This is a genomic window from Streptomyces sp. HNM0575, from assembly GCF_012726265.1.
Lineage (GTDB): Bacteria > Actinomycetota > Actinomycetes > Streptomycetales > Streptomycetaceae > Streptomyces.
Genome location: NZ_JAASAG010000010.1, coordinates 118,705 through 133,384 on the forward strand (window position 1 = coordinate 118,705; position 14,680 = coordinate 133,384).

At 66.3% G+C, this 14,680-nt stretch carries 3 protein-coding genes; all 3 read right to left on the minus strand.

Annotated features, from left to right (window positions below):
- Window positions 1-180 precede the first annotated feature (180 nt).
- Genes HCC61_RS23040 through HCC61_RS23050 form a run of 3 tightly spaced genes read right to left on the minus strand, consistent with a single transcriptional unit; the run spans window position 181 to window position 14,680 of the window.
- A complete protein-coding gene (locus HCC61_RS23040) occupies window positions 181-2,484 on the minus strand; it encodes a UvrD-helicase domain-containing protein (RefSeq protein ID WP_169138371.1) in 2,304 nt (767 codons plus the stop codon).
- Entirely contained in the window at window positions 2,481-9,182 is a 6,702-nt protein-coding gene (locus HCC61_RS23045; RefSeq protein WP_169138373.1) for a DEAD/DEAH box helicase, read from the minus strand. The genes HCC61_RS23040 and HCC61_RS23045 overlap by 4 nt, the downstream gene beginning before the upstream one ends.
- Window positions 9,179-14,680, minus strand: coding sequence for a hypothetical protein (locus tag HCC61_RS23050; RefSeq protein ID WP_169138375.1), 5,502 nt, complete (start codon window positions 14,678-14,680; stop codon window positions 9,179-9,181). The genes HCC61_RS23045 and HCC61_RS23050 overlap by 4 nt, the downstream gene beginning before the upstream one ends.

The following is a 14,680-nucleotide window of genomic DNA, read 5'->3' on the forward strand; positions in this document are numbered from 1 at the left end:
CGACGCCGGCTGGGCACCATCACCGACGGCGCCCTCACTCAGCAATGCGACACCGCCGACTCCGGTCGGCATCCGTGGAATCCCTGCTCCTGCTCCAGATCCCCCGGTGAGGGGCACTTCTCCTCGGCCACGAGACGAACCTGTGGCGGTACCCTCAACCGTGACGGAGCCTTCCTGGGCCTACACAGGCAGGAACGGACTCGGACGACCGTGCCAGGAAATGCGCAGGGCATCCCGGGCACGAGTGGCCGCAACGAACAACTGGTTGCGGCTCTTCTTCAGTTCGCGTTCGTAGCGCTTGGGGTCGCTCGCCGCGTAACTCTCAATCAGGGCGGTGCGTGGGAGGACGCCTTCACTGGCGCCGACGACAGCGAGCTTCTGGTATTCGAGGCCCTTGAAGCGGTGCATAGTGCCGATGTGGACCTCGCCGCCGCCCTGCGGGCCGTCCTTGGTGAGAGTCGCTGTGGTGATGCCGTGCTTGCTCTCCAGGTCGGCGGCCACCCGGCTGGCCATGTCGCCGTCGGCGACGCATACGGCCATCGTGCCGCTAGGGTCGCGCACGGTGCCGTCCTCAGCGGGCTGCGTGATCTCGGCTCGCCACTGCTTCAGGACGTCGGCGAGCTGAATGATCTCATCGGTCCAGTCTGTGCAGGCGACAAGTTCAGGGGCGGGGCCGCGCAGGAGAGAGTGGTAGCCGTCGAGGGTGTCGGTGCCGTCGTCGAGATCGTCGTAGGTGGCCGAGCCGACGACCTTCGCAGCCTGGTCGAGGATCTCCTGGGTCGTGCGGTAGCTGAGGGTCAGTTTCGAGGAGCGGCCGCGAATACTGATGCCCACGGTGGAGAGGGTCACCTGACGGTCGTAGATCCGCTGGTGGGTATCGGCAGCGATGAACAGGTCCCCGGAGCCGGGCACGACCATGGCGCGCAGCATCTTCCAGTGGGCGGGGCTGAGGTCCTGCGCCTCGTCGACGACGATGTGCTGGTAGCGGTGGCGGAGATAGCGCTGGGCTGAGCTGTTGTCGTCGAGATGGATCAGGTCGCCGCCGCCGATGTCCTCCTTGTGCTCGGCCCGGTTCTGGATCTTGCGGGCACGGTCCATCTCGTAGCGGGCCGCACGTTCTGCCGCCTGTGCCCACGTTTCGCGTCCCAGACTGTTGAGGCGCAGAGTGAACTGCTCGAGCAGCTTCCAAATGACGGCGCGCTCGGGGCGGCTGAGGCCGCGGCCCATGCCAGCGCGGCGGGCCTTGAAGTAGTCCTGGCGCGTCGCGAGAGACTGGCCAAGGATGATCTGTTCCCATTCGTCGAACAGGAACTCAGCGTCCCAGCGCTGCTCGTCGTGTTCGAAGAGGACTTCGCGCAGGACGTCCAAGGCCTGCACCTCATCCATCAGACGGCGCCGCGAGCCGGGCGCAGAGTTTTCGTTGAGGACGCTTTGCGCGAGCTGATCGATGTGTTTGATGTCTATGCGGCTGAGCAGCGCCGGTTCCAGGAGTGAGGTGAGCCGGGAACGCAAATCGGAGGTCAGGTTCTTGGTGTACGTGGTCAGCAGGATCGGCTTGCCGTGGCCTGGGGGGAGTTCAGAGGCGAGGCGGGCGACGCGATGGAGCGCCACGATGGTCTTGCCGGTGCCGGGTCCGCCGCTGACGCGGGCGGGGCCGTTGAAGTTCCCTTCGACGATCTTGCGTTGGGTGGGATGCAGGTAGACCTTCCAGGCACGGAAGTCTCCCTCGGCAAGGACGTTGCGGATGTCGTCGTCGACGGTGGTGACCGCGGTACGGGTGAGAGCCGCTGCCAAGTCGTCCTCGAAGCCCGGTTCGAGTTCAGCGGAGGCGGGTTGGGTGATTTCGCGTTCGACCTCGTCGATGGGCATTCCGGAGCCGAGGCCGGTGAGGACCTCGGCGGTCAGACGCGGCGCGCCGGCGACGAGCTGGTCCAGCTCGTCATCAGTGGTGACGGTGAGGGCGAGATCGATAAGGGCGTCGGCCACGCCCAGCCGGCGCAGATCCTCGGACGTGCAGCCGGCGAGGAGGGGTTCGGCGGGCGCGGGTGGAGTCACGGCGGGGGCGGGAGTGGGCTCCGCTGGTGCGGCCTGCTCTTCGGGGGCGGGGGTGAGCTGGAGTCCTGCGCGCTGCAGGACGCTCTGTCCGACGACGCCGAGGTCAACGAACTCGATCTCGCCGGTGATCCGATTGATGGCGACGCTGAGCTCTTCGTATACGTCCTTGCGGTGCCGGACAGCGACGATGAGCCACTGCTGGACACCGTCGGCACCCACTCCGGCGCGGGCCAGGAGCGCCCGGTGCGAGCGGTCGATCTTGGCGCGGAAGATCCGGCCGTCGCCCTTGAGGGGCTTGAGGTCGAGGCTGGGGTGGTCCGGGTCGGCGCGGAAGTGGTGGCAGAAGTCGTAGAACTTCGTCTTGACTGACGAGTCCATCTTGTAGAGCTCGTTTTCGGCCTTCTGGTAAAGGCTGAGGCGTGCGGTCATCGTGCGGCACTCTGTTCTTCGGCGTCGGGGCGGGAGGCGGCGTCGGGCAGCGCGGCGAGGAGCGTGTCGAGGTCGGTGAGCCATTCGTCAGCGGAGCGGATGGTGAAGCCTGCGTCGCGGTAGGCGCGCCAGGTCTTGTCGCCTTCCTCATCGTCGTGGTCGTACGCCTCGGCCATGACGGCGATCCGCAGGCCGGGATCGGCCAGGTCCCAAGCGAAGTCGGCGAGCCAGCCGCGTTCGCCCAGCTCGTAGCCATAGGCCGGTGCCTTCTTGCCGTGGTCGGCGAGGGTGTGAGCGAGGCGGGTGAGGGGAGCGTCGGGTTCGTCCTCGTCGAGAATTTCGAGGATCTCCCGGTCCCAGAGCAGGTCCCGCAGCGCCGCTTCGACGAGTGTGTCGGCCCCGTCCTGGACGCTTCGTGGCCGAGGTACGGGTGCGTCCCTGCTGTGCTGGACGACGAGGGATTCCAGCTCGCCGATGCCGCCGAGAGCCTTGAGGACGGACAGGTCGAAGTCGGCCGCGGCCGACGTGGTCAGCTGTACGCCGTCACCCCCGTCGTGGGCGAGGAACTGGAGGACGTTGGACCACTGGAGCCAGGCGCGCCAGCGTGCCTTGTGTTCCGGTGTGCCGAGTTGGTCGGGGTCGGTGTCGTCGAGGCAGGCCAGTGCAGACCAGTGGCTGGTGGCGCTGTCGACGAGGAATGCGACAGGGAGGTCGGACTGGTCACAGGCCTGGAACAGGTTGAGCGCGCCGGAACCCTGGATGGGTGCGGGATCGATGCCGTCGGTGCGGCTCCAGGCGTCGAGGAGGCGGTCAAGCGTCTGGCGGACCTGGTCGGGGGTGCCATTGCCGACGAGGGTCTCCTGGCCGGTGCCGAGAAGTCCACCGACAACTGCCGATGCCCGCTTGCCCCAGGCCGCGTCATCGGGACTGCGCAGGTACGCGAGAAGCATGGTCATCGGATCGGTGAAGGCGGTGGCCGCGAGGTCGTCGCCCCCGCTCTCTGCGTAGAGCTGCTTGGCGATGTCCTGGGCGGTGTGCGGGTACGGGGGCCACACCGGCTCGGGGGCTTCCCGTCCTGCAAAGGTCTCTCCCGCCGTCCTTCTCTCGAAGGTGTCGAGGTCATCCCAGGTGAGCTGGAAGACGATACGTCCGTCGGCACGGAGGCGGTTGCGCTTGTCGGCGTCTCCGGCGAGGCGGTTGTGGTGGCGGGTGGCGTGGTAGCGGTGTCCATCGAGGTAGACGGTGATCTTCTGCTTGGGGCCGTCGGTGCGTTCGAAGGTGAAGTCCGTACGTGTGAAGCCCTCGTTGCGCTGGGCGGTCAGCCGCCAACCATGAACGGTGCCGGCCTCGTCGAGACGCAGGTAGCCGCTGTTATCACCGCTCTCTTCCAGGTCGGCGTCTCCTCGCTGTCCGGCCCAGCCACGCAAGGCCCTGAGAAAGCGGGTTTCCAGATCGGATTCGACCTGACCATCGAGGCCGATCTGATCGGTGTTGCCGACCGGCTTGGTGGACCAGGCGTCAGAGTCGGTGCCGAGGAGTTCGTCAAGGATCTCTAGTGCGGCCTGCCGGGAGACGCTCTCGATATGCCGTTCGTCGGTGTAGCGGTACAGGCAACGGTGGCAGGCCTGCACGCCCTCTTCGTTGCAGGGGCATTCCACGAGGAGTCGACGCCCGCCCTCAAGCACCTGTCGGAACGCGGCCGGGTCGGCGAGTCGGTCAAGGTAGCCGGTGCCGTGCGGCAGGCGGTCGTAGAGGACCAGGAACTGGCGCTTCTCCGCGGTATCGCGGTCGGGCATGGTGGCCAGCGTCGTGTCGAGGTGCTGAGGGTCGCCCCCGAAGGTCTCGTCGACGCCCAGGCGCAGTGCGGCCTGGAAGGAGTGGACCTTCTCCTCGACGAGGACCGTCGCGGCGGGCAGCAGGATCCGCAGGGCCTCGGTCTCCAGTTCGTGGGCGAGCAGCACGGGTTGCGGCTGAGGGGCATCCTTCTTGCCACGCCGCAGCGGGCACCAGGGGGTGTGGTGCTTGAGCGCGCGCTGACGGTTGGCGGAGTTGTCGAGGGAATCACGGTCGTCGTCGAAGACCGGCCGCCCATCGGCGCTCGCGGCCCCGCAAGCGGTGCACACGTAGAAGGGGGCGATACGGACGGACTGGCCCGCGAGTTGGTCGTTCTCTTGAGCGCCGATGCTCAGCGGTCCTGCGTTGATACGGCGGATGACGGCACGCCGGGTGTAGTCGACGCCGAAGATCTGGCTGTTGTGCCGCCATGACTTCCCCACTGCGAAGTCATCGGGACTGATGTCGACGATGTCGATGACCGTGTAGAAGCAGCGGTCCCGGTCGTCGCTCTCGTCACCGATCCTGGCGTCCTCGCGCTTGTCGCGGGAGGTGACCGCAGTGGGCTGGACAATCTGCCACAGGCTGCCGGAGTCGGCGATGCTTTCTTCTCCACAGCGCTGGCAGGGCCTGATGTCGGCCTCGGCATTCTCAGTGCGGACATAGCCGCAAGAGGGACAGAAGCGCCAGTGGCGCCAGTCCCGGTCCTTGCCGGTGACGATGTCGATGCCCGTGATGCGGTGCTTGTAGCCCTCAGCGTAAAAGGTGTTGCCAGGGGCGAGTTCGGACAGAGCGAAGCCGCGTGGCCGCTGATAGGTATACGACTTCGACTCGTAGTGGTCTCGACCTTCCGCTGTGGTGCCTTCAGGCCAGAAGACAGTGGCGTTGAGGGTTGTCGTGGCGTCGATGAGGGCGTAATTGGGCAGTAGACCGAGATCACACAGCACGGTCTGGGCAGGCTGGCGCTGACGCGCGGCGCCCTGCTTGGAGGTGACACGCAGTTCGGCCTCCAGCTCGGCCTTGATATCCGCCTGTTCCTCGTCCCCGTCCTTGAGCTCATCGATCGCAGACCGCATCGTGCGGACACGGGTGCGCAGCTTCTGGTTCTCGCGTTCCCACTCGCGCTCGGCCCTCTCCACCTTGCTGCGGATGCCCCGGACCGCGTACTGCTCCAGTTCCAGCTGGGCCGTCTCGCTCACTCCGGCTGGAAAGAGCGCGAGGAAGCCTGCGACGAGCTCCTCGCCGTGAGCGAGGGCGGCGTCTATGAAGTCGGCCAGATAGCCGGAGGGGCCGAAGAGTTCGTCCGCACGGCGGGACAGCGAGGCCAGCGGCTTGCCGTCCTCGCGCAGTAGCCGACCGCGCGCTGCCATGTCGAGGAGGTGGGCGGTGTACTGGCGTCGCAGGATCTCGACGGCCGACAGGTACGAGCCCGGCGGCACGATCCGTCCGTCGATCATGTCGCGTGGCCGGTCGAGAAAGTAGAGGTCACGACGCGAACGGTCGGGGATTGTCAGCAAGAAGGCGTTGCCCGTGCGGCGTCCGGCCCTGCCAGCCTGCTGCGCGTAGTTGGCCGGACGACGCGGTAGAGCGCCGAGGACAACAGCGGACAGGTCACCGATGTCGATGCCCATCTCCAGAGTGGGCGTGCAGGAGAGCACGTTGGGGTCGTTGAAGCCCTTGCCCTTGCGGAATGCCTCCTCGACGCGTTCACGCTTGGCGCGGGAAAGCAGTCCGGTGTGTTCAGCGGTGATGATCTGGTAGGTGCCGGCTCGCCGATAGAGGCTCCGGTAGTAGTCGTCGCGGTAGTCGCGGTTCCGGTCGTGCCTGTCCACGCTGTCCAGCCAGCGGTCGCCTGCGACCAGTCGCCCGTTCGTACAGCGATACGCCGGGCAGGGCTGTTCATGGTATTGCGCCAGCAGCGATGGGTGGACGGTCTGCTCCCAGAAGCATTTTGGACAGCGCACATACGCCTCGTTGACCCGTAGGTCCGTCAGCAACTGCAGTCGCACGGCTCCTGGTTGAAGACCATAAAGGCGTGCCGAAGTGTCCTGCGGAGTGCGCGCCGCGAGCAGTCCGGCATCGGCGAGGCGGGGCAGAAGCCGTACCCAGAAATCGTCGGCCTGCTCGCGAGTCATGTCGAGGCAGCGTTGGGCCCAGGTCTGATACCAGGACAGGCGGCCGGCGGCGAAGTCGAACTCGCTGCGCGGCTTGGGCCGCGCGAGCAGAAAGCTCGGCGCGGATACGCCTCTGGGGAAGGCCTTCATGCCGCGTGGGCGGCCGCCCCAGATGAAGTAGCGGCTGGTACCTGCCTCGTCGAGATACTTCTCCAGCCACCGGTGTCCGACCGCTCCACGCGTTCGCAACCGATCCAACGTGCCGCGCAGGAAGGCGAGATAGCGGGCGTCGTCGTGCTCGGTGAGCGGCAGCCCTCGTTGGACGGACTCCTCGTGCGCGGTACGTACTAGCGCCACAGCGGCCGGCTCGTCAGGGATGTCCACCCAGGCTGCCGTGGTGCGGGTCAGTTCGAGCGTGCGGCCGTTGCGTGAACGGCGCCCGAACTCCATCACGGCCTCGAAGGCGAACCGTTCACCGATCAGGTCCCAGGTCTTCTTGTCCCCGCCACGCCCCATGCCCGACAGCAGCCGCGCCACGCCCGCATCGTCATGCAGGTCCGGCGGGACGACGGCGGCGAGCGTCTCACGGTCGGTGGTGGCTTCGACGACATCGGCGACAAGGTCGTTGAGTGCGCTGGGTCGTTGCTCGCTCAGGTGCTTGGCGAACAGGGCCCGCAAGGAGAAGGTGTACGAGCGGGAGGCGACGAACCCGGCCCGGTGCGCGGCGTCCTGTACCGAGTCGTTGAACATCAACGTCTTCGTCTCACGCTGCTTCTTGTCCATCTCCCCGCCGGTGAACAGCTGAGTGACGGAGGCGGCTGCGAGCGCCGCAGAACCCGTACCGAGGAAGCGGATCGCGTTGTGGGTGCCGCAGGCCGGGCACCAGTCGTCCTTGGCGGCCCGTTCCGCGGTGTCGCCGAGCTGGACGAGGACGAAGGCCGAATCTGGGTCTGCGGGCTGCGGGTCGCATTCGTTGTCGTAGTCGTTCTGTGGGTCGGGCAGGCGCAGGCGGCAGGTCGACCCGTCAAGCACCATGAGGACCCCTGCGCCGCCGGTGGTCAGCGATCTCCGCGCCGCCGGGTTCATCGGGGTGCGGCCGTTGCCTTCGCGAGCCTCCTTGTCAGTGGCCGCGACCAGGGTGCGTACCTTGACCTTGTCGGCTGTGACACTGGCCCGGCGAATCTTGTGGGCCTCGAAACTAAGCTCTTCCAGGTCCGACTCTGGGGCGAGCACCGACCAGCCAGAGCGGCCGCACTCACGGCAGTACACCGCCGGTAGAAACAAATTGGTGTCACGCGAAGTCGTCGTGTCGGGCGTCGTACGCAGCTGATTCTGGGCCCCGACCGCGTCCCATGCGAACTCGGCCTTCGGCCAGGGCAGCACGCCTCGCAGCATGCGGGTGACGGACCTCGCCCACTGGTGCACCTCGACCTGGACCAGAGGGCGGCTCTTCCCTGCTGGCGCATCGGGGTCGCGGGCCACGGACAGCAGAGCGACGAAGCGGGCCAGCGCCAGCGCAGAGAGCTCGGGCCGGGTAGTGATCGCCTCGTCCCAGCTCTTGGCGCCGCTACGGCGCATCACGTCAAGGACCTCGTCATAGGTGCGCACCGTGCCGTCGAAAGCCTTCAGGACCGCACACGTGAGCCGGTTGCGCTTGAGCGCGGAGCCCAGCGCGACCGGATCGGTGGACCGGCTTCCTGTGACGACCTCGGCGAGGTCCGCGAGAGCCTGCTTGCCGGCAGCGGGGTCCGGCAGGACGGTGAGCGCCTCGGGTGCCGGGACCTGACCGGGCAGGAACTTCGCGTCCGGGATGAACTCATCGACCGTCAACCGGTCTTCGCCGACGATCGCGTCCTCGGTGAACTCGGCGCCGAAGACATTGGTCGCCACGGACAGGAGCTGGCGCACCCCGTCATCGTCCGTGCCCGAGGCGAGGGTTGCGGAGGTGGCGACAGGAGTGATCGTGCCAAGCGGCTTACCGGGCTGGGCAGCGCCGACGGCGGCGGCAAGGCGGCGCAGCAGCATCGCCACGTCCGTGCCCTGCGCGCCGTCGTAACTGTGGAACTCGTCGACGACCACGTAGCGAATGTCGCTGCCATCCCACAGCGGCGCGTCAGCAGCGCGCTGTAAAAGCAGGTCCAGCATCTTGTAGTTGGTGATCAGGATGTCCGGCGGAGACAGCTGCATGTCCTGGCGGCGGGTGTAGACCCTGTCATAGTGCGTGGCCGCCTTGTCCCCGATGTACAGTCCGGCGCGCACGCCATTCAGCGCGTCGTCGTAGTCAGTGAGCAGGTCGTTGATGCGGGCCGCCTGGTCGGTGGCCAAGGCGTTCATCGGGTAGAGGAAGACTGCCTTGACGCCGTTGTTTCCGGCGGCACGTTCGCGGGCGCAGTGATCGAGGATCGGGTAGAGGAACGACTCCGTCTTGCCGGAGCCCGTGCCCGTGGTGACCAGGGTCGGCTGAGGTTCGTGGCCGTCCTTCGTTGTGAGGCGTGCGAAGGCGCGTGCCTGGTGCGCGTACGGCGACCAGTCGTCGGTACGTCGCCAGTCCAGATGTTGCTGCCAGCCGTCCTCAGCGCTCGTGAACGGCATACGCAGACGCAGGAAAGGGCCTCGGAACATGCCGGTCGTCTCGTTCCCGAGGAAGGCATGCAAGGCCTTGCGGACCCCCTCGTCCGCGAGACCGTAGGTCGTGGACAGGTACTGGAGCAGGCTCTCCTTGAGCCCCTGGGCTTCGAGCGTCGGCCTCACTTGCCCGGCACCTCCATCTTCTCCGGATCCCACAGCCCATTGGCCACAGCCTCGTCGAGGCGCTTCTGGAAGACGGCGTGGGCGTCGCGCATCTCGCGCTCGCGGTCCGCCTTGTAGAAGGGGGCGGTGTAGCCGTCTGGAGCCGGAAAGTTCTCGGGGTCCCTTCTGTGGGCTTCGAACTGAGTCCAGTGCTCCTTGGTTTGGTCGAAGCCGTACGTGTACCGGTCCCCCGCGATCTTCCGCTCGTTGGCGTCGAACCAGGTCACCCGGTCGAAGTCCTGCATGATCGGAAAACGGGCCCGGTACATGGCGATGAGCGTGTCAGCGTCGATACCGAGCCATACGGCAACGAGCGCGTCGATCTCGACGAGCGCGGCGCGACGGGCGTACTCGGTACGGAGGGGGGTGTCACGCTGCCAGGTGGGGGTCACGTTGTGCAGCTTCGTCTTCAGGTTGGGCCAGTCGATCGCCCAGGGCTCGTAGCCTCGCCACTTGGGATCGAAGAGCTCCGCCCAGAGGTCGGCGTAAGCAGAAGTCAGTGCATTGAGGCGGAGAGTTCGGAGAAGGAGGGCGGAATCTAGAGGGTGATTGGACTGGGGGGCGGGGAACCTGGAGACCTGGGCAACGTCGAAGTTGGCGATTCCAACAGTTCGCAGCATGTAGTCGATCGGGAGTGCTGCAAAAAAACCGCTCAGCAATGCGGTGTCACGCGCACTCGTCAAAGCCGCTGAGCGCACGCTGTCTACGTGCGCAGGGCCTGCGGGCAACATAGCCGCGTAGAGCGCTCGTTCGGTGTCGGGGGCGATCATCTTTCGCCACGCGACCCGATAGCTCGCGCTAAATGGATAGCTGGCCTTGCCAAGCAGCACCTCCTCGATCTGCTCGTGCTTGACTTCCTCCGGCTGTACCGCGCTCTTCTCAGCGAGCCGCTGCCGAGCCTGCAAGCACTCGACTTCTGACGCTAGAAGTGCTTCGTACCCCTTCCAGTCGGGCCACATGGCCTGCTCGCCGAGGAACACCTCGTGCGGAGCCACGCACCGGTACTCCGACTCGGGCACTGCGTCGTCCGCGAGAGCCTTTGGGTCGAGACCGCGCGTCTCGCCGCTGCCCTGGCTGGGCTGTTTGAACAAGGGGTTAGCCACACCGATCTGCAGACCCTTGAGGATGACGTCGCTCCACGATGCCGCGTGGTAGTCGTCTTGACCTTCGACTCCGGTGTTGTAGTCGATGAGCTGCTGGTCCTTGCCGCCGCCGAACCGCGCCTTCTTGGAGGCGCTTTCGTGGTAACCGGACGTGATGGCCGGGTGCAACGCACCGAGACGCAGGGGATAGGTACCCAGCGCGTCGATCGCCGGGTCTTCCGCCGTGCTTACCGGGGTGAGCAGGCGGGTGTGCTGCAACGGCCCTTCACCACCCGCCAGTCGCCGCCACCGCTTGAGCGTGTCGGGAGTGACACGAACGACACGCTTCGGGTGCGGACGTTCGTCCCAACCGCCTTCATACCTGACGCCGGGATCAGCGTCAGTGTTCTCCGCGGAGGCAGACAGCCGAAGCGAGTCGACGGTGAAGAGCCACGACAGGGAGTCGAAGCAGATATCGCCGACTCCGCCGTAGATGTGCACGCCGAAGTGGCTGGATCGCCCCACTGGCGGCGGGAAGAAGCGGTTGCCCGCGTTGACGAAGTCACCGTGTATCCGTAGGCGTTGATATGCGGCCGACCGCAATGCCGCCTCCTTGTCCCCCGCAAAATGGGTGTCGGGGTGCACCATCCCGGCCGTCCCGTTGCGCCCAGAGTGGTCCCAGACCTCGCACATGAACGCCCGGTACAGATCCGGCTGACTCTTCGAGATCAACGGGTAGACAGGCACAGCCGACAGGTAGCTTGCCATCGTTGCTGTGTTCGTCACCTCGCCGAGCAGGTACTGTTGCACCTTCTCGCGGGCAAGTTCTGCCTCTCGCCGCTCGTGCTTCTCCTTCGCCTTGGGCTTCTCCGTGAGCATGAACCAGGGCTCGTACTCCGCGATGACCGGATCCTCCTTCCACTCCGGCCGCACCCACGGAGGATTGCCAACTTGAAGGTCGAAGCCTCCAGCCTCGCCGGCAAAGATGCCCGCGAAGTCCAACTCCCAGTGCCGGAAGCCCTGTTCCTCAGCGATGTCGCGGACGACTCGCATCCATGGGTAGCGGGTCTCGACTGCCTTGCGGGCGTCGTCCATGCCCATCTCGGCCTGGATGAGGCCTTCGAGCTTCTTCAGCTTCTCCAGGGAGTTGACGGTCGTGCCGAGGGTGTTCTCCGGTACCGGTCCCGTGCCGAGCATGGACTCCAAGAAAGAAAGCCAGTCGTCGAGGGAGGTGAGCGGGATGATGTCGCGGCGGCGTCCCGGGCGGCCGACTGCCTTCTTCCTTGAAGTGGAGGTGGAACGAGCCTTCTTGACCTTCTTCTGCTCTACCTTCTGCTCTTCCGACACGTTCTCGTCCTCGTCGTCACCGAAGGCCATCTGATCGCCTTCCATGGCAAACAGCGGCACGTTCTCGGCGACTTGAGGCGCGGGCGAAGGCATGCGTGCAGGCGGCTTGGCCGCCACGGCCTGACCGGCCACGGATGACAGCAGCCCGTCCAAGTCAGTACCCGTCGCCGCCGACACGACCGGGGCCGTCTGGTACTCCGCGTCCGTACCGTCCAGCAGCCCCACCTTGGTCAGCGGCCAGAACCACAGCGCGCACCATGCGTCCATAACCTGCTTGAGCCGCCAGTAGGGGGAGCCTTCTGCCTCGAAGAGGTCCTTGAAGACCTGTTCCTTGGTCATGGGGAGCGTCTGGTCGGCGTTCTCCTTGTCGCGGCGGAGAAAGGCGTACTCTGCGGCGTCGTCCTCCCGGTCGGTACCCCAGACGTCGATGGTGCGGGCGATCTCGCGCTCGCTGAGTTCCATGCGCTTGGCGACGAGCTCCCACAGGAACTCGACGCGGCGGGCGGCAGCTTGGAACCGGGCAAGCTGACTTCCCTTGCCGCCCGTCGCCTTCGGTTTCCGCTGGACACTTCCCTTCCATTTCCTCAGCTGCTCCGCCTGTGACCCAGCGAGCTGCTCAACGAGCTTCTGGGCGTCGCCACTCGCGCTGGCAACCGCACCCCAGCCGGGAGTGGGCAGGAGGAACTGGTGTACGGCCCCCTCTGGCAGCGGCTGCTTCGTCCCGCCCTCAGGTGCCCGGAACGGCAGCTTGCTCGGTGTCTGGGCGCCGATGGTCCGCTCGCTCTTGAGGCGGTCCGCTTCGTACACCCAACGCCGGGCTCCGATGAGCGAGTTGCCGCGGCGCAGATGCAAGCCGAACCATGGTGCGCGCATGCCGGGGTGCATGGTGTTAAGCCAGAGTGAGACCTCGGCGAGTTCAACGCCGGTGGAGTTGAGGTCGATGCCGTAGGCATTGTGGAGGGCGATGTACGCCTTGACCTTCTGCTTGGCCTCCAGGGCCTTCGACGTGTCGAGGTTGACGCCGAGTTCCTCCTGACGCCGCTTGAGGTACTCATCGGCGACCTGGTTAATGGCCTCGTTGAGGAACGCTCCGGAGCCGAGGGCGGGCTCGCAGATCGTGTAGCGCAGCAGCTCGCTCGCGCGGGTGCGGATCGGGTTGCCATCGGCGTCTCGCGCCTGGTCGAGACGGTGCTTGAGCGCGAGCTCGACCGTGACCTTGGTGAGGGATTCGGGGGTGTAGTACGAGGCGGATGTTTCCCGGTCGCGTCCGGCCAGGCGGTAGACGAAACTACCCGGGGCGTACTTCTTGGGGCCGCGCAGGCCGTGTTGTTCGGCCTCCTGGGAGGAGTAGACGACCCAGGTGTTCTCCGGGTAGTCGCCCAGCCGGTCTGCGGGAACCAGCCACGAGCCCTTCTCCGGATCGCCGTACTGCTTGCCGCCCCGCTTTTCGCCCGGCTTGGCGACCTCGGCGAACTCCTTGTCGGCGAGGATGCCGGTGTAGGACATCAGGCCCTCGTAGACGGCGCCGAGCTGGTTGATGCCGAGGTTGCGGTAGGAGATGAAACCGCCTTGCCGCCCCTTCTGGCCAGCTTCCTTCATGGTGAGCAGGCGCAGCACCTCATGCAGGGCTTCGTTGCGCAGGCGCAGGTCCAGCCACTTGGGAGGCTCCTCACCGACCTCGTCGTAGCGGGGGTCGGGGACGCGGCTGCCGATGAGGGTGATGGCTTTCGGATCGAACAGTTCGCTGCGCAGGGGCTCGAATCTCAGGCCACGCTTCTCACTGCGCTCGTCCGCGGGTTTGAGGTCCTCCGGTTCGGTGCCGTGCGGGCGGTGGCCGAAGTTGACCTTGTTGAAGAGGACATCGAGGGAGGCGTAGAGGTGGAAGCCGTTGCGGCTGTCTTCATCGACCAGCTTCCGCTCCCGTGCCACCAACTCGCGTAGCCGGGCGACCGAGTAGCCGGCCTCGTACGTTGAGTCGTCCGCGGGCAGGATGCCGAGCTCGGGGCGGGCCTCCGCATAGAGGAGGAAGAGGATTCTGTAAAGGTAGCGCAGGGATTCGCGGGTGAGCTGCTGGGCGAACGAGCCTTTCTTGGGGTCCTCGATCTCGCGCGGCTCCACCTCCGCGCAGCGCAGACGCGCGAGAACCTCGTTGGCGATGATCTCGACGGATCGCTGAAGTCCCTTGCGTAGTTCGGAGTTGACGCCGACGGCGTTGTCGCGGGAGTTCTTGATCAGGTCGTCGATGCGTCGGCCCTTGCCGTCCGGGCGGGGCGCGAGCATGTCGTGGGAGAAGAGGGCTGCGAGCAGGGCGAGTTCGCCGGTCTTCGTCGTGTCGTTGCGGGCGAGTGCCGCGTCCACGCTGGCAGCGAGGTATCGGCCTTCGGCCCAGGCGTTGCGGTCTGCGAGAACGATCACGCCGCCGCAGAGCAGCAAGATGAAGCGGGGCGCGTCGCCGTCGGGCTCGTGCAGTTCGCTCTGGAAGAGCCAGCGGGCCAGCTTTTCGGCGGATTCGAGGAGGCCCTCGGCGGTCTTCAGGGGGTGCAGGACGCGTCCGGCCTTTTCGGGGTCGAGTGCCTTGTCGAGGGTGTCGGTCCAGCCGCAATGGAGGGCGACGACGCCGTCGCCGTGCCAGGCGACCTGAAGTTCGTACTCCTTGCCGGCGTTGTGCACTGCAAGTGACGTGGACGCTTTGCCGTAGCCGAGGGCGGAGAGAACTGCGGCATGCCAAGCGGTGAGGCGCTCAGCCCACTCGCCGGTCGGGTCGTCGTACGTGCTGCCAAGCTCCTTCTGCTGTGCGCGTGAGGCGAGGAAGGGCCGGACGTTAGTTGTGTACTCGCCACGGAGCTGGGGGACACGTTCGCGCGCGGTGAGCTGCGGGTCGTGCGGGTCGGTCTCGCGGTTGGTCCACAGAGTGAACAGGCCCTCTTCGCCCGTCTTGTTCTTCTTGAGGGTGTTCTCCAGCTCCTCGCTGAAGTAGTGGGCAGAGAGATATTCGCCCCGGTTGGCGAAGGAGTCGAAGGTGTAGCTCAT